We start from the raw sequence: 17,079 nt of genomic DNA on the forward strand, positions 1-17,079 counted from the left end.
AAGGTTCATACCTCAGGCGGCGCACCGCTGTCGATCGAAAGAAGATGAAAGGACCCTGAGAATCTTTCGACTTATTGTTGATCATGCTTGTTTGCGCAGGTCGGCGGCACGTCTCAGAAACTTTAAGATCATCAATTTCGGTTACTTCCCAGTACGTGAGACACGTCCTCCCGTTGCCCGGCGGCGTGCCGGTTGTCAGACCCGGGACGTAGTCTCGACGGCGACGACGGGAGAGGGGCGCACATGGATGCCGGGCTGAAGCGTGACCTGGAGGCGAAGGTCTACGCCGGTGAGCGGCTCAGCCGCGCGGACGGTGTCGCGCTTTACGAGAGCGACGACCTGGCCTGGCTCGGCCGGCTGGCGCACCACAAGCGTACCGAGCTGAACGGCGACCGGGTGATGTTCAACGTCAACCGGCACCTGAACCTGACGAATGTCTGCTCCGCCAGCTGTGCCTACTGCTCCTTCCAGCGCAAGCCGGGGGAGAAGGACGCGTACACGATGCGCATCGACGAGGCGGTCGCCAAGGCCAAGGAGATGGAGGACGAGCAGCTCACCGAGCTGCACATCGTCAACGGCCTGCACCCCTCGCTGCCCTGGCGCTATTACCCGAAGGTGCTGCGCGAGCTGAAAGCCGCCCTGCCCAACGTCAAGCTCAAGTGCTTCACCGCCACCGAGGTGCAGTGGTTCGAGAAGATCAGCGGCCTCTCCGCCAGCGAGATCCTCGACGAGCTGATGGACGCCGGGCTGGAGTCGCTGACCGGTGGTGGCGCCGAGATCTTCGACTGGGAGGTCCGGCAGCACATCGTCGACCACGCCTGCCACTGGGAGGACTGGTCGCGGATCCACCGGCTGGCCCACCAGAAAGGCATGAAGACGCCGGCCACCATGCTCTACGGGCACATCGAGGAGCCCCGGCACCGGGTCGATCACGTCCTGCGGCTGCGTGAGCTGCAGGACGAGACGGGTGGCTTCGCCGTCTTCATCCCGCTGCGCTACCAGCACGACTTCCACGACTCGGCGGACGGCAAGGTCCGTAACCGGATCCAGGAGCGCACCACGATGGCCGCGCCGGCCGAGTCGCTCAAGACGTTCGCCGTCTCCCGGCTGCTCTTCGACAACGTGCCGCACGTGAAGTGCTTCTGGGTCATGCACGGCCTGTCCGTCGCCCAGCTCTCGCTGAACTTCGGCGCCGACGACCTGGACGGCTCGGTGGTGGAATACAAGATCACCCACGACGCCGACTCGTACGGCACGCCCAGCACCATGCACCGCGACGACCTGCTACACCTGATCTGGGATGCCGGATTCCAGCCGGTCGAGCGCAACACGCGGTACGAGGTCGTCCGGGAGTATGACAAGCCGGCCAGCCTCGCCGAGCGGCGCAGCGAGCCGCAGAAGGTCTGGGCCTAGGGTTTCCGGATGACTCAGCAGCGGAGCTCTCGCGGCCTGCGGCGCGACCCGGGCCCGGTGGAGACGGTCGGCGACCTGCTTGGCGCGGCGTTCGCCGGCCTGGTCGTCGGCATCGCCGTGGTGCTCGTCCTGGAGGGCGTGCTGGCGCTGACCCGGGTCGCGGACTTCGGCCGGACCAACGGCTGGCTGATCCTGATCCTGCCGACCTGGCTCTTCGTCGAGCAGTTCCGGGCCGCCGGCTTCGGCGCCGACCGGGTGCTGGCGGCCGCACTCGGCATCGGCTTCGGCGCGGCGGCCGGCATGACCGTCGCCGGCGTGGTCGCGCCGTACACTCCACCCCTGGTGAGCGGCGGCGCCGGCGCCGTGACCGCTACGGTCGTGTACTGCTTCGTCTGGTTCTACGGCCTCCGCTGGCTCCGCCAGCGGTCCGGCTGAGGGAGAGAGATCATGAGTCCCGCCGTCAAGTACACGTTGGGCCGCCTCGGCCTGTTCGTGGTGGTGTTCGCCGCGCTCTTCCCGCTGCCGCTGAACATCCTGGTGAAAGCGATGATCGCGTTCGTCGCCTCGGCCGGCTTCGCGTTCTTCCTGCTGCGCAAGTGGCGCGACCAGATGGCCGAGCAGCTCGGCTCGGCCGCCCAGCGCCGCGCCGCGGAGAAGGCTCGGCTGCGCTCCGCCCTGGCCGGTGACGACGTCGCTGCCGCGGCCGGGGACCGGGTCGCTGCCGCCGACGCGCAATCCGACACCGCGCCCGGCGAGAACAAGACCGAAGCCGACAAGTAAGAACCGCGGGCCGGCCCGGAGCACGAGCGAGGGCCGAAAGGGCCGCGAGAGCAAGACCGAAGCCGACAAGTACGAACCGAGGGTCGGCCCGGAGCAGGGGCGAGGGCCGAAAGGGCCGCGAGAAGAAGGCCGAGGCCGGAAAGAACCCGCCCGGAACCCGGAAACGCCGGCAAAACCGACGTGTCCGACGGAACAGACCCCGAGGTCGAGCAACCATCGCCCGCGCTCTGGGATAGCGTTTCAGAGACCGCGCCGCAGCGAAGCCGGTGGGAAACCGGAGCTGTCCCGCAACTGTGATCCCTCCATGTGAGGTCTAGCCAGGTCGCCTGGGAGCGGTCGCGAACCCACGCTCCCGGGGAGGGGCGTCTCGCAGGCGGCGGCCGTCCAGGCCCTGTCGGCGATGCACCACACCCGACCGACAGGAGGACCTCGATGAAGCGCGCGCTTCTCGCCGCCGCCACGGCGGCCACTCTGCTGCTCACCGGATGCGGCAGTGACGACAAGGCCGGCACGCCCGCCGAGCCGCAGGCCGGCCCGGCCGCCAGTTTCCCGGTCACGGTCGGCACGCTGACCCTGGACAAACGCCCCGAGAAGATCGTCTCGCTGAGTCCTACCGCCACCGAGATGCTGTTCGCGATCGGCGCCGGTCCGCAGGTCACCGCCGTCGACGACCAGTCCGACTACCCGGCGAGTGCCCCGAAGACCGACCTGTCCGGCTTCAAGCCGAACGCCGAGGCGATCGCCGCCAAGGACCCGGACCTGGTGGTGCTCTCCGGCGACGCCGACCAGATCGTCGCCCAGCTCGGCAAACTCAAGATCCCGGTGTTCCTGTCGCCGGCCGCGCAGACCCTTGACGACACCTACCGGGAGATCGCCGAGTTCGGCACGCTGACCGGGCACGGTACCGAGGCCACCAAGCTCAACGAGCAGATGAAGGCCGAGATCGATCAGCTGGTCAAGGCGGTGCCGGCACACGCCAAGCCGCTCAGCTACTACTACGAGCTGGGCCCGGAGCTGTACTCGGCCACTTCGAAGACCTTCATCGGCGGGGTGTTCGACCTGTTCGGGATGAAGAACGTCGCCGACCCCGCGGACGCCGACGGGAGCAAGGGCGGTTACCCGCAGCTCTCCGCGGAGGCACTGGTCAAGGCGAACCCGGACACCGTCTTCCTGGCCGACACGCAGTGCTGCAAGCAGACCGTCGGCACGGTCAAGGCGCGTACCGGCTGGTCCTCGATCACGGCGGTGCGCAAGGCGCAGATCTACCCGCTGGACGACGACATCGCCTCGCGCTGGGGTCCGCGTACCGTGAATCTCGTGAAGGCCGTGGCCGACGCGGTCCGCACGATTCCCGCCTCATGAGGCCGGCCGGGCTTCGCCCGGCCTGGCTGGCGGCCGGTGTGCTGGCCGTGCTGGTCGCGGTCACCGCCGGTCTGGCCTTCGGCTCGGTCGCGCTGCCGCCCGGCGCGGTAGCGGCCGAGCTGCTCAACCTGATTCCCGGGGTGGATCTGCACAGCGGCCTGACCGAGCGCGAGGTCGCGATCCTCACCGAGCTCCGGCTGCCCCGGGTGGTGCTCGGACTGCTGGTCGGCGCGATGCTGGCCCTGGCCGGGGCGGCCTATCAGGGTGCGTTCCGCAACCCGCTGGCCGATCCGCACCTGCTCGGCGTCGCGGCCGGGGCCGGGCTCGGGGTGACCGCGGTGATCGTGCTGCGCCCGGCCGCCGACGCGACGGCCGGGCTGCCGATCGGCGTACCGGTGGCGGCCTTTCTCGGCGCCCTGGTCGCGGTCGCGCTGACCTGGCTTCTCGGCGCCGCCGGTGGCCGTGATCGATCACCCGGCGCGTTGATCCTGGCCGGGGTCGCGGTCTCCGCGTTCCTCTCCGCGATACAGACCTATCTGCTGCAACGCCATGTGGAGTCGCTGCGCGAGGTGTACTCCTGGCTGCTCGGCCGCCTGGGCACGGCCGGCTGGCACGACGTCCTGACCGTCCTGCCCTACACCGTCCTGACCGCCGCGATCGTGCTGGCCCAGCGCCGCGAACTCGACGTGCTCACCGTCGGTGACGAGGAGGCCGCCAGCCTCGGCCTGCATCCGCAGCGCAGCCGCTATCTGCTGATCGTCGCGGCCTCGCTGGGCACCGCCGCGGCGGTCTCCGTCTCCGGCTTGATCGGTTTCGTCGGTATCATCGTCCCGCACACGTTGCGCCTGCTCAGCGGGCCCAGTTACCGCTCGCTGCTGCCGCTGTCGCTGCTGTTCGGCGCGGCCTTCCTGACCCTGACCGACCTGCTGGCCCGGGTGGCCGGCGGTGCCGCGGAGATCCCGATCGGCGTGGTGACCGCGTTCCTCGGCGCGCCGTTCTTCATCGTCGTCCTGCGCACCAGCCGCGGGGTGACGACATGACCGATTCCGGTCCGGGCCGGCGGCCGGGCCCGGCGATCCTGGTGGCCGATCTGACGGTACGCCTGGACCACGCCCTCATCGTCGACGGCGTCGACCTGGAGGTGGCCGAGGGCGAGTGGGTCACCGTGATCGGTCCGAACGGCGCCGGCAAGTCCACCGCCCTGCGCGCCGTGGCCGGCCTGCTCCCGTTCCAGGGCACCGTCCGCCTGCACGGCCGCCCGGTCGACGAACTGCACCGCCGGGAGCGCGCCAAGACCGTCGCGGTGGTCGTCCAGAACCCGGTGGTCCCGCCCGCGATGACCGTCTTCGACTACGTGCTGCTGGGCCGCACGCCGTACATCGCGCCGCTCGGCCGGGAATCCGCCACCGACCTGGCGGTGGTCGACGAGGAATTGGCCGTGCTCGACCTGCTGCCGTTCGCCACCCGCCGCCTGGACACCCTCTCCGGCGGCGAGCGCCAGCGGGTGTTCCTGGCCCGTGCGCTGGCCCAGGGCGCCGAGATCCTGCTGCTGGACGAGCCGACCAGTGCCCTGGACATCGGCCACCAGCAGGAGGTCCTCGAACTGGTCGATCGCCTGCGCGCGGAACGCTCGCTCACCGTGCTGGCCACCATGCACGACCTTTCCACGGCCGGCGAGTACGCCGACCGGATGGTCCTGCTGTCCGCCGGCCGGGTGGCCGCCGCCGGCACCCCCGCCGAGGTGCTCACCGAGAAGAACCTCGCCGAGCACTACCGGGTCCAGGTCCGGATCATCCCGGGTGATCGTGGGCCCTTGGTGGTCGCCGTCCGCCGGTGAGCCGGGCTGCGCGGCAGCGGGGGCGGTGACCTGAGGTTTCCTGTGCGGGTGAACCGAATGGCAACCGTGGTGTAACCGGTCTGCACTCGGCGGGCCGGGGTTTCGCCCGAAGTGTGGGGTATGACCGACACGATGGTGGTTGAGCTGGGGCTGCAGGCGATGACGATCGCGGCGAAGCTGTCCGCGCCGGTGCTGCTGACCGCGCTGGCGGTCGGGTTCGCCATCTCGTTGTTCCAATCGGTGACGCAGATCCAGGAGGCGACGCTGTCGTTCGTGCCGAAGGCTGTCGCGATCGGCGCGGTGCTGCTGCTGGCCGGCAACTGGATGCTGCACGAGATGATCACCTACACCACGCAGCTGTTCGACCGGATCCCCGACCTGCTGCGCTGATCGGTTCCGGGCAGGCACCGGATCATTGCGGACCCGCACCACCGCGCGAAGCCGGTGGCCCGGATCGCTGCTCAACGTCGGCCGGCGAGCACCGCGAACGTCGCCCCCTGCGGGTCGGCCAGCACCGCATACCGCCCGATCGAGATGGTCGTCGGCGGATCGATCACCCGGCCGCCGAGCGCGAACGCGTGCTCCGCCGCCACATCGCAGTCCCCGACCGCGAAATACACCAGCCAGTACGGCGAGATGTCGGCCGGCCACCCCGCCCCGATCATCGGCTGGATCCCGGCGACCGGCTGGTGCGCGTTGTCGCAGAGCAGGTACGGCAGGTTGCCCACCTGCGCCTCCCGGAACGTCCACCCGAAGACCGCGCCGTAGAAGCTCCGCGCGCCGTCCACATCCCGGGTGTTCAGCTCGTTCCAGGTGAGCGCGCCGGGCACGTCGAACGCCTCGGCCCCGCGCATCATCCCGGCCTCCCAGACGCTGAACGGCGCGCCGGCCGGGTCGAGGAACGCCGCCATCCGCCCCTGGTCCATCACGTCGAACGGCGCCACCAGCACCTTGCCGGCGGCGGCCTCGACCCGGGCCGCCGTCAGGTCGGCGTCGTCGGTCGCCAGGTACGTGCTCCAGGTCGTCGGCTGTCCCTCGCCGAACAGCGGTCCCGCCCCGGCCACCGGCAACCCGTTGAGCAGAAACGTCGTGTATCCGCCGAAGTCGGCGCCGGACACCTCGGCGGTCCAGCCGAACAGGCTCGTGTAGAACCGGATCGAGTCGTCGAGGTCGGACGTGGCCAGATCCACCCAGTTGGGCACGCCGGGCGATGGAGCGGTCATAGCCGCATGGTCCCATCCGGTCACCAGCCCGGGGAGGAAACTGTCAGTCATCTAGCCGAATCGGCGGCCCTCGTCACGCCGGAACGCCCCGACCGCGAGACCGCCGAGCGCGACCGTCCAGGCCAGCAGCGAGATCGCCGAGCCCCACCGGAACGGGTAGTCACCGACGGCCGCCCACATGAGACGGACCGCGCCGCCGGTCGGCAGATAGGGCGCGATGGTCCCGACGAACCCGGGCTGCCAGTCGGGCGAGGTCATCAGGCCGCCGCCGAACGCCAGCGGCAGGAACAGCACCTGCGCCACCACTATCGCCGCCTTCTGCGGCAGCGAGTACCCGATCGAGAGGCCCATCAGGATGAAGGGCACCGAGATGACGGCGGTGACAGCGACCGCCGCCAGCAACTCCGGCCCGCTCACCGAGGCTGGGGTGAACAGCGCCGCGATGATCACCACCGGGGTCAGCGAGATCGCCATGTTGGTGAGGCCGGCCAGGATGCGGCCGGCGAAGCGGGGCAGGGCACCGGCCGGGAGCGTCCGCACGTAGGGGTCCCAGGGCTGGGCGCGGTCCTCGGCGACGCCGATGCCGTACTGGAAGAGGTTGGTGCTCATCACCGCGAACGTGATCATCGAGGCGGCCGCGTAGGTGGCGCCGGCCGGATCGTCGCCGGTGAACGGGACCACGAAGGCGAGCATCGCGGCGGCCGGCCAGAACGCGCCGCCGATCACCGCGATCGGGATCCGGAACAGTTCGAGCAGCTGGAACTTGGCATGGGTCAGTGCGAGGACCACGACGGCTCCTTGGTCAGCGTCAGGAAGGCCTCCTCCAGCGAGGTGCCGCGCACCTCCAGGTCGCGGAACGCGACGTCACCGCGCACCAGCTCGCGGACCAGGGCGTCGGCGTCCGCGGTCAGCAGCAGGTGGCGGTCGCCGACGCGCTCCGCGCGCAACACCCCGGTCAGTTGCGGCAGGTCGGTGGCCGAGGTCAGACCGATTCGGCGTACGCCGGCCAGTCCCCGGATCGCGTCGACACTGTCGTCGGCCAGCACCCGCCCGGCGTCCAGCACCACCACCCGCTGCGCCAGCGCCTCGACCTCCTCCAGATAGTGGCTGGTCAGCACGACCGTGCCGCCCTCGGCGTGGAACGCCCGGATGCCGTCCCAGAGCGCGCGCCGGGCCTCCACGTCCAGCCCGGTGGTCGGCTCGTCGAGGAAGACGATCCGCGGCCGGCCGGCGAAGGCCAGGGCCACCGCGAGCCGGCGTTTCTGCCCGCCGGAGAGGCCGCCGGTCTGCCGCCGGACCAGGTCGGTGAGCCCGAACCGGTCGAGCAGCTCCGCCGTGGGCAGTGGGTCGGGGAAGTGTGCCCGGACGAAATCGGTCACCTCGCCGACGCGCAGGGACGCCGGCAAGCCGGTCTCCTGTGGAGTGACGCCCAACTCCCGCCGGAACCGGGGGTCGCGCGGGTCGCCGCCGCACAGCTCGACGTGCCCGGAGCTGGGGCGCCGGGTGCCGGTGAAGAGGCTGACCAGGGTGCTCTTGCCGGCGCCGTTCGGCCCGAGCAGGCCGACCAGCTCGCCGGCCGGCACCGCCAGGTCGAGGTGGTCCAGGGCCAGTGTGGTGCCGTAACGCCGGGTGACCTGGACGGCACGTGCGTGGATCATGACCCCTCCTCCGGCTGGTTGAGCAGGGCACGCAGGGCGATGACGTAGTCGTCGAAGGCGAGGCGGCCGCGGCGGGTCAGCCGGACCAGGGTGGCGGGGGTGCGGCCGCGATGCGTCTTGACCACCGCGACGTAGCCGGCATCCTCGAGTTTGCGCAGGTGGACCGAGAGATTGCCGGCGGTCATCCGGAGGATCTCCTGAAGCCGGGGAAAGGCGATGCTGTCCGCCTCGCGCAGCTGGGAGAGCGCGGAGACCACCCGCAGCCGGGCCTGCGCGTGGATGACCGGGTCGAGCTCGGGCAGCTCACTCCTGGTGTCGCTCATCGGCGGCGGGACCAGCCGATCAGGCCGGCGACGAGCAGCCCGCCGCCGCCGGCCACCGCCACGATCAGCGCGTGCCACCCCGGGCCGGCCAGCACGCCGACGATGTTGATGCCGCTGATCCAGGCGCCCAGGACGAAGGTGCTCCGGTCATCCCAGATCGCGGCACCGGCCATGTAGAGCGCGCCGATCAGGGCGACCAGCCCGCCACCCCACAGGATGCCCTGCCGCGACACCGGCACCACGTCGCTGAGCCGGCTGAATACCAGCACCAGCCCGGCGATCCCGGCCGACCAGGCGAACCCGAACATCTGCCCCTGCCGGGTGCTCAGGCCGCGCACCGCCCGGCTGGACCGCGCGCCCAGCATCCCGGTGATCGTGCCGGCCACCATCAGCAGGACTGTCATCACGGTGATCGGCAACCAGTCGGGCAGGGCGACCAGCACCCGCTCGTCCGGTCCCCAGCGGAGGAAGAACAATCCGGAGCCGATCAGCCAGGCGAGTCCCCACGGCCAGTACATCAACCGAGGATCGGGGGCCAGCTCGCGCTCCAGATTGGCTCGCTCCAGATCGATCAGCCGCAGCGCCTCGGCTGGGTCGTCGAATGTCGATTCGTCGTCGATCGATGCCATGCATCGACTTTACGACGCAAAGTCAAAGAAGTTTGTGCCATAAAGTTCGTAGGGTGGCGGCGTGCTCAACCTGATCTTGCGAAGGGCCGAGCCGGCCGACCTACCGGCGGTGCTCGAGTTCTGGCAGGCGGCGGCCGAGAACGACAGCCGTCCGGTGGACACCGCCGAGGCGGTCGAGGCGCTGGTCGCCCGGGATCCGGACGCGCTGATCCTGGCCGTCACCGGTGCCGATGGGGACGGCGAGATCGTCGGCACGATCATCGCCGGGTGGGACGGCTGGCGCTGTCACCTGTACCGGCTCGCGGTGGCCCCGGATCGGCGCCGGGCCGGCATCGGCGGCCGCCTGATCGCCGCGGCCGAGGAGCGGTTCCGCGAGCTGGGTGGTACCCGGGCGGACGCCATGGTGCTGAACGCCAACGAACGGGCGCACGGCATCTGGGCCGCGCACGGCTACCGTCCGCAGTCGGAGTGGTCCCGCTGGGTGAAGCCGCTGGGGTGAGCGCTCCGAGCTGAGATCCACATGCAACAGAAAGGGGTTCCGGCGCGGCGGCCGAGCGGCGAGGATGCTCGATCGTGGATGACCTCCTGGTGGCTCTGGCCGGTAACCCCGCCCTGCCGCCCGCGCTGGTCGACCGCCTGATCGGGCTGGCCGACGAGGAACTCGCGGGCGCGCTCGCGGCCCACCCCGCACTCACGAACGCTCAGGTCCGCGAGCTGTCCGGCCGGTTCGAGCCGGCCGCTGTCCGGCTCGCCTACGACGGCCGGCTGTCCGCTGACGACTGGGACGAGCCGGTCGGGACGACCGCCTGGGCGCCCGTCGCCCTGGCCCTGCTCGACGCGGGACGCGGGCGGCCCGGCTGGGCGCGCCGGCTGGCCGCCGAGACCGACCCGGAACTGCGGCAGGAGCTGGCCGCCTGCCCGGACCTGCCGCCGGACGTGCGGGAGCTGCTGGCCGCCGACCCGGACCCGGAGGTCGTCGCCGAGCTCGCCTGGCGGACCACCGATCAGGAGCTGCTCGCCCGGCTGGCCCGGCACCGGCACGCCGAGGTGCGGGTGATGGTCGCGGCGAACCCCGGCACGCCGCCGGAGCTGCTGGCCGCGCTGGTCGCCAACGACCCGCCGCCGGACGCCTGCCTGGTCTGCGACCGGGAACCGATCCCGTTCGTGCACGATCCGCACTGCTCCCGGACGGACTGCACGCTGCCACCCGGCGCGGCCTGCGACGGCAGCCACGAATCCGCTATCCACAGCCTCCGGTACCAGGCTGTGGATAACCCCGCGACGCCGCTGTCGTGCCTGGTCAGCCTGGCCGGCGCGGAGTCGGCGACGCTGCGCTGGACGCTCGCGGCGCGGTCCGGGCTGCCGGCCGAGGTGGCCGCGCGGCTGGCCGGCGACCCGGTCCCGGGCGTACGCCACGCCCTGGCCGAGAACCCGGGACTGCCGGACGAGCTGATCCGCCGGCTGGCCGCCGACCCGAACCACGAGGTCCGGCGCCGGCTGGCGCACAACCCGGCCGTCCCGCTCGACGTGCTGGCCGAGCTGGCCCGGACCACCCGGATCGGGCCGGTCCTGCTGTCACGGATCGAGGCAGCTACCGATCGGGAGGTCCGGCAGCTCGCCACCGCTGCCGACCCGGCGGTACGGATGCTGCTCGCCATGCGTCGCGACCTGCCCGCCGACGTGCGGGACGGGCTCGCCGCCGATCCGGACGCCAAGGTGGTCGCGGCGGTGGCCGGGCATCCGGGCTTCTCGCCGGAGCGGCTGGCCGGCATGGTGGCGGCCCATGGCGTACGCGTGAAAAGCAGTGTCGCGGCGAACCCGGAGGCGCCGGCGGACCTGCTCCTCGACCTCGCCCGGCGGGATCCGCGCGTGCCGAAGGCACTGCGCGAGATCGCCCGGCACCCGAACGCCGGCGCCGCCGCCCTGGAGTGCTGCCTCACCGACGAGCGGGCCCGGCCGATCGCGGCCGGACACCCGGCGCTGCCGCCGGACCGCGTCGCCGAGCTGCTCGGCGACGCGGATCCACGGGTGGCGGAGTCGGCGGCGGGCAACCCGTCGCTGCCGATCCCGGAGATGTCCCGCCTGATCAGCGACCGAGCGCGCTGAGCGCGGCCCGGACCTGCGGGATCGGATCCGGGCCGAGCGGCCGCAGGACGACCGTGCCGGTGCCGGCGTCGACCAGCGACCGCACCTTGTCGGGCACCTCGGCGGCCGGGCCGATCAGCGAGAACATCTCGGACGGTGGCACGCCGAGCCAGCCGGCCTGGTCCTCGACCATCCGGCCGGTGATCTTCGCGGCATCCGCCGGATCGTCGTTGACGTGCAGGTACGTAAAGACGATCAACTCGTGCTCGGCGCCGGCACCACCCCGGCGGATGTGCGTGAGCGCCGACTCGATCTCCGCCGGGCCGTTGCCCTCGGCCAGGATCGTCCCGTCCGCGACCCGGCCGGACAGTTCCAGCGAACGCGGTTTCACCACCCCGGTGACGATCGGCGGGACCGAGGCCGGCGGGTGCACCAGGCGGAGGCCGTCGATGCACACCTCCCGGCCGTTGAGCGTCACCGTCTCGCCGCGCAGCAGTCCCTGCACCGCGACGATGGTCTCCTCCAGCATGGCCAACTTGGACTTGGGCTCGACGCCGACCTGGCGCATCCACTCCGGCACGCCGTGTCCGAGACCGGCCACCAGCCGGCCGGGGTGGACCCGGGCCAGCACGGCCAGCTCCATGGCGAGCAGGGCCGGGCTGCGCAGCGGCGCCGGCGCGATGCCGATGCCGATCCGGATCCGGGAGGTGGCGGCCAGGGCCAGGGCGGCCGTACTGATCGAGCCGGCCCAGCCGAGATCCTCCACCACCCAGAGGTCGTCGGCACCGGCCTCCTCCACGGCGGCGGCGAAGGCGGGCAGGTCCGCGGGGGACAGGTCGCGGTCGAACATCACTCCGATGCGAGGCATCAGCCGATGTTAAGCGGTTCAGGTAGCGGCTTGGCGTGCATGACCGAGAGCCGGGTGACCGCGCGGGTGAGGACCACGTAGAGACGGTTCAGGCCGCGCGGCTCGGCGGCCACGATGTCGGCGGGCTCGTGGACGACGACGTGGTCGTACTCCAAGCCCTTGACGACAGTGGCCGGGACCACAGTGACGCGCGCCTCGGCATCGACGTCGTCGGGCGTCGCGTGCGCGATGCCGGCCGCCGTGAGATGCCCGCGGATCCGCTCCACAGCGGTGTCCGCCGCGATCACCGCTACCGAGCCCTCGTGCTCCAGCGCCGCCGTGACCTCGGCCAGCGTGCGCGCGTCCAGGTCGGCCGGGTCGGCGACCGGCACGATCACGAGATCGCCGTCCCGGCGCAGGGAGACCGCTTCGGGCACCTGCACGCCGAGCGCCGGCAGGAGGCGGTTGGCCAGTGTCACCACCGCTTCCGGTACGCGGAAGCCGACGGTCAGCGGCACCACCGCGGCGTCCGGCTTGCCGAGGTGAGCCAGGATGTCCCGCCAGTCGGTGGCGGCCCACGGCGCGGTCCCCTGGGCGAGATCGCCGAGCAGGGTGATCGAGCCGTGCTCACTGCGCCGGGCGATCGCGCGGGCCTGCATGGCGGACAGGTCCTGCGCCTCGTCGATGACCACGTGACCGAAACTGTTCTCCCGCTCCAGGAGCCCGGCGGCCTCGTCGAGTAGCAGCAGGTCGCCCGCCGTCCACTTGGCCGACTTGGCGGTCTTGGGTGGTTTGACCCAGCGGATCGCGTCCTGCTCCGGCTCGGTCAGCAGCTCACCGGCGGCCGACGGATCGGTCAGCAGGCCGGCGACCAGCGACTCCGGCGTGACGGCGGGCCAGCAGGCCTCGAGGAACTCGGTGACCTGGGGGATCTTGCTCATCTTGCGGAGCCAGGACTCGCTCGGCGAGTTGCCGGTGCGGTACTCCGACTGGCGTTGCAGCAGGCCGACGACGCGGGCGCGGACCCGTTCCCGGCCGGTCGCGTAGGGCAGGCCCTCACGCCGGGCCTCGTCGACGATCCGGCGCAGCGGCTCGGTGTCGATCCGCCAGCGATAGGAACCGTCGGACACCATGATCGGCTGGGTCGGTGCGGCGATCCGGCTCCAGAGCAGCCCGCTGAGCACCTCGGCCATCCGCGCGTCGTGCTTGACCAGCGCGGCCGCGGGCGAGTCGACGGCCTTGACCGGCACCCGCCCCACCAGGTCGTCCAGCGTGGACTGCTGGACCTCGACCTCGCCGAGCGTCGGCAGGACCGCCGAGATGTAGGAGAGGAACGCGGTGTTCGGCCCGACGATCAGCACCCCGGACCGGCGCAGCCGCTCCCGGTGCAGGTAGAGCAGGAACGCCGCGCGGTGCAGGCCGACGGCGGTCTTGCCGGTGCCGGGTGCGCCCTGCACGCAGATCGAGTCGGCCAGCTCGGCGCGGACCAGCTCGTCCTGCTCGGGCTGGATGGTGGCGACGATGTCGCGCATCGGGCCGACGCGTGGCCGCTCGATCTCCGCGGTCAGGATCCGGCTGCTGGTGCCCAGCTCCTCGCCGCGATCGAGGTGCTCGTCCTCGAAGCTGGTCAGCTCGCCCTTGACGAACCCGAACCGGCGCCGGGTGGCGACGCCCTGCGGGTCGCGGACACTGGCCCGGTAGAACGCGCGGGACAGTGGCGCCCGCCAGTCCAGCACCATCGGCTCGCCGGCGTCGTCGGTGACGTGCCGGCGCCCGACGTGGTAGGCGACCTCCTCGATGTCGAGGCGGCCGAAGAAGAGCGGGGTGTCCGGGTCGTCGGCCAATTCCTTGACCCGGCGGGCCATGTGCCGGCCCAGCTGCTCGGCGGTGTAGGCGTCGCCGGCCACCTTGTCGCCGGTGGAGAAGAGGGCCTCGGCCCGGCCGCGCATCCGGCGCAGCGCGGCACGGGACTCGGAGAGGTGGGTGCGCTCGGCGGTGAGTTCGACGTCGAGATCAGATGCGGACACGGGGCATCCTCGGCAGACTGTTTCATCGGCTGCGCTCGCGTTTCCGGGAGGCGTGTCGGCCGCCGCCGGCGCGGGGACGTCCGCTGCGGTGCATGCTCACCACGGCCGTCAAGCGGCCCTAAACGCTACGCCTCCGGCGTCCGCTGTCCACCGATTTTTCGCCGGGTTTTCGCTCGGTCGAGAATGGGTGCATGGCGGAGCGGGAGAACGTGCGGGTGACCGATGCGCGTACGTTGCGGGCGTTGGCGCATCCGGCGCGGATCGAGATCGTGGAGCATCTCAACGTCACCGGCTCGACGGTGACCGCGACCGAGGTTGCCGGGCTGGTCGGGCTCTCCCCCAGCGCGACCAGTTACCACCTGCGGGAGCTGGCCAAGTACGGGCTGGTCGAGCAGGCGCCGAGCGGGGACGGCCGGGAGCGGCGGTGGCGCAGCACCGGTAGCAGCCTGTGGATCGACGGCGACGCCGACCAGCCGGACGCCGCGGCCGCCGTGCGGACGCTGGTCGACCTCTACCTGACCCGGGACCAGCAGCGGGTGCGCGACTGGCTGGACCGGCAGCACGACGAGCCGGCCGAGTGGCGGGAGTCCAGCGCCATGATGGGCCAGCAGCTCCTGGTCACCCCGGCCGAGCTGGCCCGGCTCAGCGAGCAGGTGCGGGAGCTGATGGAGCCGTACCGGGTGCGGGAGCGGCTGGCCGATCCGCCGGCCGGGGCACGGAAGGTGGTGGTCCAGTACACGGCGTTCCCGCTGGACTGACCATCGACAGCGGTACGCCCGCACGCCTTGCGCGAGCAGATGTGAAGGATTATTTTCGAAGTATGTCCTTCGCATCTGCCGGCTCGCGTTGGACGGACGTCTACCTGGTGGCCGGCGGCCGGGCGATCTCGGTCTGCGGCGACTTCCTCGCGGCGACCACCCTCGCCCTGGTGCTGCAGCAGGCCGGGCACGGTGGCCTGGCGGTCTCCGGGCTCCTGCTGGCGGCGGCGCTGCCGCCCGCCCTGCTCGCGCCGCTCACCGGGCGGCTGGCGGACCGGGCGGACAGCCGTACCGTGATCGTCCTGACCGGGGCCGGGCAGGCGCTGGTCTGCGCGGCACTCGCGGTGACCAGCCACCCCGTCGCGATCATCGGGCTGGTCGCGCTGCTCGCGGCCGGTCTCGCGGTCACCCAGCCGACCATCCAGGCGCTGCTGCCACGCATGGTGCACCGTGACGACCTGGCCCGGGCCAGCGGCATCACGCAGACCGCCGGGCAGGTGGGCATGCTGGCCGCCCCGGCGCTGGCCGGGTTCCTGGTCGGGCAGACCGGGCCCCGCGTGCCGCTGCTGATCGACGCGGCCAGCTACCTCGCGCTGGTCGTGGTGGCCCTGCTGATCCGCACCCGGCGGCGGGGCGGCGCCGGCGGCGAGACGGCGGCGCCCGTCGGGTTCCGGCTGCGGGCCGATCGGACGCTGACCGTGATGACGGTGGCCATCGCCGCCACGGTCGCCGGGGTCGGCGCGATCAACGTGTTCGAAGTGTTCTTCATCCGCGGCACGCTGGGTGCCTCAGCCACCGTGTTCGGCCTGGTCGCGGCGTCCTGGACGGTCGGGATGGTGCTGTTCACCCCGCTCTTCGGCCGGGTGCCTCGGCGTCGGCTCACGGTCCGGGTGGTGCTCGGGCTGCTGGCCGGATCCTGCGTCGCGGTGCTCGCCGCCGCGACCGTCACCTCGGCCGGCTGGCTGGTGCCGCTCTGGATCCTCGGCGGCGCCTGCAACGGCGGGCTGAACGTGTGCCTCGCCGTGATCGTCGCCGGCCGGGTGCCCAGCGAGGCGCACGGCCGGGCCTTCGCCGTGGTCTCCGCCGTGGTCCAGGGCGCCGGGCTGCTCGGCTACCTGCTGGCCGGTCCGCTGGTCGAGCGGTTCGACACCCGGGTGCTGGTCGCCGGGGCCGGTGCGGCCGGGCTGCTGGCAGCCGTGGCCTGCTGGCCACTGGTGCGACGTGAGCCACCAGACGACGCCGTGACAAGCGAGGGGCCCGAGATCGGGGATAACGTCGCTGCATGAGCGACAGCGTCAGTCGGCCCCGGGTCGGTCACATCCAGTTCCTCAACTGCCTGCCGATCTACTGGGGGCTGATGCGCTCCGGCGCGCTGCTCGACGTCGACCTGCACAAGGACACCCCCGACCGGCTCAGCGCCGCCCTGGTCGCCGGTGACCTGGACATCGGCCCGATCACCCTGGTGGAGTACCTGAAGCACGCCGACCAGCTGCTCCTGCTGCCCGACCTGGCGGTCGGCAGCGACGGCCCGGTGCTCTCGGTGAACCTGGTCACCACCCGGCCGCCGGCCGAGCTCGACAAACGGCCGGTCGCTCTCGGCTCCACCTCGCGGACCGGGGTCCTGCTCGCGCAGATGCTGCTCTCCGATCGGTACGGCGTCGAGCCCACCTATTTCCGCTGCCCACCCGACCTGTCCCAGATGCTGCTGTCGGCCGACGCGGCGGCGCTGATCGGCGACCCGGCGCTGCGCGCGCTCTACGAGGCCCCGGCACTCGGCCTCCAGGTGATCGACCTGGCCGACGCCTGGCGGCAGTGGACCGGCCTGCCGATGGTCTTCGCCGTCTGGGCGGTCCGCAAGGAGTTCGCGGCGGCCCACCCGGGTCAGGTCAAGGACGTGCACGAGGCGTTCCAGCGGTCCAAGGAGCTGTGCCTGGGCGAGCTGGACGAGGTGGCCGAGGCGGCCGCGCGCTGGGAGCCGTTCGACGCGGCCACCCTGGCGAACTATTTCCGGGCCCTGGACTTCTCCCTCGGTGAGCGGCAGATCCAGGGCGTGTCGGAATTCGCCCGGCGCGCGGCGAATCGGGGAGAAGTGCCGCCGTTGCCGGCGAATGGCCTGCTCTTCGCCGATGTTTGATCT

19 protein-coding genes and 1 riboswitch are annotated in these 17,079 nt (G+C 71.8%); of the genes, 12 read left to right on the plus strand and 7 right to left on the minus strand.

Annotated elements, in window-relative coordinates; all coding sequences use genetic code 11:
• Positions 1-243 precede the first annotated feature (243 nt).
• The 7 genes from mqnE (at position 244) to fliQ (ending at position 5,782) form a co-directional block, all read left to right on the plus strand.
• Complete coding sequence (mqnE, locus tag Actob_RS01045) at positions 244-1,413, plus strand: aminofutalosine synthase MqnE (protein WP_284918042.1); 1,170 nt, start codon at positions 244-246, stop codon at positions 1,411-1,413.
• A gap of 9 nt (positions 1,414-1,422) precedes the next feature.
• Positions 1,423-1,848: a hypothetical protein gene (locus Actob_RS01050; RefSeq protein WP_284918043.1), complete on the plus strand. Its 426-nt coding sequence runs from the start codon at positions 1,423-1,425 to the stop codon at positions 1,846-1,848.
• 12 nt (positions 1,849-1,860) lie between these two features.
• Positions 1,861-2,193 (plus strand): DUF4229 domain-containing protein, encoded by a 333-nt coding sequence (locus Actob_RS01055; protein WP_284918044.1) that lies wholly within the window; start codon positions 1,861-1,863, stop codon positions 2,191-2,193.
• 210 nt (positions 2,194-2,403) lie between these two features.
• Positions 2,404-2,538: riboswitch (cobalamin riboswitch) on the plus strand.
• Between the two features lie 87 nt (positions 2,539-2,625).
• Entirely contained in the window at positions 2,626-3,555 is a 930-nt protein-coding gene (locus tag Actob_RS01060) for an ABC transporter substrate-binding protein (protein WP_284918045.1), read from the plus strand.
• Complete coding sequence (locus Actob_RS01065; protein ID WP_284918046.1) at positions 3,552-4,595, plus strand: FecCD family ABC transporter permease; 1,044 nt, start codon at positions 3,552-3,554, stop codon at positions 4,593-4,595. Before Actob_RS01060 ends, Actob_RS01065 begins: the two co-directional genes overlap by 4 nt.
• On the plus strand, positions 4,592-5,392 hold the full coding sequence (locus Actob_RS01070) for an ABC transporter ATP-binding protein (protein ID WP_284918047.1): 801 nt from the start codon (positions 4,592-4,594) through the stop codon (positions 5,390-5,392). Before Actob_RS01065 ends, Actob_RS01070 begins: the two co-directional genes overlap by 4 nt.
• A 120-nt stretch (positions 5,393-5,512) precedes the next feature.
• Positions 5,513-5,782 (plus strand): flagellar biosynthesis protein FliQ, encoded by a 270-nt coding sequence (gene fliQ, locus Actob_RS01075; protein ID WP_284918049.1) that lies wholly within the window; start codon positions 5,513-5,515, stop codon positions 5,780-5,782.
• Between the two features lie 71 nt (positions 5,783-5,853).
• Here fliQ and Actob_RS01080 read toward each other — a convergent pair whose 3' ends face one another.
• Genes Actob_RS01080 through Actob_RS01100 form a run of 5 tightly spaced genes read right to left on the minus strand, consistent with a single transcriptional unit; the run spans position 5,854 to position 9,225 of the window.
• A complete protein-coding gene (locus Actob_RS01080) occupies positions 5,854-6,615 on the minus strand; it encodes a VOC family protein (protein WP_284918050.1) in 762 nt (253 codons plus the stop codon).
• Positions 6,616-6,666: 51 nt separating this feature from the next.
• On the minus strand, positions 6,667-7,404 hold the full coding sequence (locus Actob_RS01085) for an ABC transporter permease (protein WP_284918051.1): 738 nt from the start codon (positions 7,402-7,404) through the stop codon (positions 6,667-6,669).
• On the minus strand, positions 7,389-8,273 hold the full coding sequence (locus tag Actob_RS01090) for an ABC transporter ATP-binding protein (RefSeq protein WP_284918052.1): 885 nt from the start codon (positions 8,271-8,273) through the stop codon (positions 7,389-7,391). Before Actob_RS01090 ends, Actob_RS01085 begins: the two co-directional genes overlap by 16 nt.
• A complete protein-coding gene (locus Actob_RS01095) occupies positions 8,270-8,596 on the minus strand; it encodes a winged helix-turn-helix domain-containing protein (protein ID WP_284918053.1) in 327 nt (108 codons plus the stop codon). Before Actob_RS01095 ends, Actob_RS01090 begins: the two co-directional genes overlap by 4 nt.
• Positions 8,593-9,225, minus strand: a complete 633-nt coding sequence (locus Actob_RS01100; protein ID WP_284918054.1) for a transporter — start codon at positions 9,223-9,225, stop codon at positions 8,593-8,595. The genes Actob_RS01095 and Actob_RS01100 overlap by 4 nt, the downstream gene beginning before the upstream one ends.
• 61 nt (positions 9,226-9,286) lie before the next feature.
• Here Actob_RS01100 and Actob_RS01105 point away from each other — a divergent pair, with 61 nt between their 5' ends.
• Complete coding sequence (locus Actob_RS01105; RefSeq protein ID WP_284918055.1) at positions 9,287-9,724, plus strand: GNAT family N-acetyltransferase; 438 nt, start codon at positions 9,287-9,289, stop codon at positions 9,722-9,724.
• A 74-nt stretch (positions 9,725-9,798) separates the two neighbouring features.
• Complete coding sequence (locus Actob_RS01110; protein ID WP_284918057.1) at positions 9,799-11,331, plus strand: hypothetical protein; 1,533 nt, start codon at positions 9,799-9,801, stop codon at positions 11,329-11,331.
• Here Actob_RS01110 and Actob_RS01115 read toward each other — a convergent pair.
• Both Actob_RS01115 and Actob_RS01120 read right to left on the minus strand, forming a co-directional pair.
• Positions 11,312-12,178 carry an LLM class flavin-dependent oxidoreductase gene (locus Actob_RS01115; protein WP_284918058.1) on the minus strand — a complete coding sequence of 289 codons (867 nt, stop codon included), beginning with the start codon at positions 12,176-12,178 and terminating at the stop codon, positions 11,312-11,314. The genes Actob_RS01110 and Actob_RS01115 overlap by 20 nt on opposite strands.
• Entirely contained in the window at positions 12,178-14,184 is a 2,007-nt protein-coding gene (locus Actob_RS01120; protein WP_284918059.1) for a HelD family protein, read from the minus strand. The genes Actob_RS01115 and Actob_RS01120 overlap by 1 nt, the downstream gene beginning before the upstream one ends.
• A 191-nt stretch (positions 14,185-14,375) precedes the next feature.
• Here Actob_RS01120 and Actob_RS01125 point away from each other — a divergent pair, with 191 nt between their 5' ends.
• From Actob_RS01125 to Actob_RS01135, 3 genes are all read left to right on the plus strand, one after another.
• Positions 14,376-14,942 carry an ArsR/SmtB family transcription factor gene (locus Actob_RS01125; RefSeq protein WP_284918060.1) on the plus strand — a complete coding sequence of 189 codons (567 nt, stop codon included), beginning with the start codon at positions 14,376-14,378 and terminating at the stop codon, positions 14,940-14,942.
• Positions 14,943-15,004: 62 nt separating this feature from the next.
• Positions 15,005-16,228, plus strand: coding sequence for an MFS transporter (locus tag Actob_RS01130; RefSeq protein WP_284918061.1), 1,224 nt, complete (start codon positions 15,005-15,007; stop codon positions 16,226-16,228).
• Positions 16,225-17,076, plus strand: a complete 852-nt coding sequence (locus tag Actob_RS01135) for a menaquinone biosynthetic enzyme MqnA/MqnD family protein (protein ID WP_284918063.1) — start codon at positions 16,225-16,227, stop codon at positions 17,074-17,076. Before Actob_RS01130 ends, Actob_RS01135 begins: the two co-directional genes overlap by 4 nt.
• Positions 17,077-17,079 lie beyond the last annotated feature (3 nt).

Source organism: Actinoplanes oblitus (assembly GCF_030252345.1).
Lineage (GTDB): Bacteria > Actinomycetota > Actinomycetes > Mycobacteriales > Micromonosporaceae > Actinoplanes > Actinoplanes oblitus.

What these genes read in the sequence shown, in the direction of transcription:
- mqnE (WP_284918042.1), top strand. Translation starts at nt 244, where the DNA reads ATGGATGCCGGGCTGAAGCGTGACCTGGAGGCGAAGGTCTACGCCGGT.
- Actob_RS01050 (WP_284918043.1), top strand. Translation starts at nt 1,423, where the DNA reads ATGACTCAGCAGCGGAGCTCTCGCGGCCTGCGGCGCGACCCGGGCCCG.
- Actob_RS01055 (WP_284918044.1), top strand. Translation starts at nt 1,861, where the DNA reads ATGAGTCCCGCCGTCAAGTACACGTTGGGCCGCCTCGGCCTGTTCGTG.
- Actob_RS01060 (WP_284918045.1), top strand. Translation starts at nt 2,626, where the DNA reads ATGAAGCGCGCGCTTCTCGCCGCCGCCACGGCGGCCACTCTGCTGCTC.
- Actob_RS01065 (WP_284918046.1), top strand. Translation starts at nt 3,552, where the DNA reads ATGAGGCCGGCCGGGCTTCGCCCGGCCTGGCTGGCGGCCGGTGTGCTG.
- Actob_RS01070 (WP_284918047.1), top strand. Translation starts at nt 4,592, where the DNA reads ATGACCGATTCCGGTCCGGGCCGGCGGCCGGGCCCGGCGATCCTGGTG.
- fliQ (WP_284918049.1), top strand. Translation starts at nt 5,513, where the DNA reads ATGACCGACACGATGGTGGTTGAGCTGGGGCTGCAGGCGATGACGATC.
- Actob_RS01080 (WP_284918050.1), bottom strand. Translation starts at nt 6,615, where the DNA reads ATGACCGCTCCATCGCCCGGCGTGCCCAACTGGGTGGATCTGGCCACG.
- Actob_RS01090 (WP_284918052.1), bottom strand. Translation starts at nt 8,273, where the DNA reads ATGATCCACGCACGTGCCGTCCAGGTCACCCGGCGTTACGGCACCACA.
- Actob_RS01095 (WP_284918053.1), bottom strand. Translation starts at nt 8,596, where the DNA reads ATGAGCGACACCAGGAGTGAGCTGCCCGAGCTCGACCCGGTCATCCAC.
- Actob_RS01100 (WP_284918054.1), bottom strand. Translation starts at nt 9,225, where the DNA reads ATGGCATCGATCGACGACGAATCGACATTCGACGACCCAGCCGAGGCG.
- Actob_RS01115 (WP_284918058.1), bottom strand. Translation starts at nt 12,178, where the DNA reads ATGCCTCGCATCGGAGTGATGTTCGACCGCGACCTGTCCCCCGCGGAC.
- Actob_RS01125 (WP_284918060.1), top strand. Translation starts at nt 14,376, where the DNA reads ATGGCGGAGCGGGAGAACGTGCGGGTGACCGATGCGCGTACGTTGCGG.
- Actob_RS01130 (WP_284918061.1), top strand. Translation starts at nt 15,005, where the DNA reads ATGTCCTTCGCATCTGCCGGCTCGCGTTGGACGGACGTCTACCTGGTG.
- Actob_RS01135 (WP_284918063.1), top strand. Translation starts at nt 16,225, where the DNA reads ATGAGCGACAGCGTCAGTCGGCCCCGGGTCGGTCACATCCAGTTCCTC.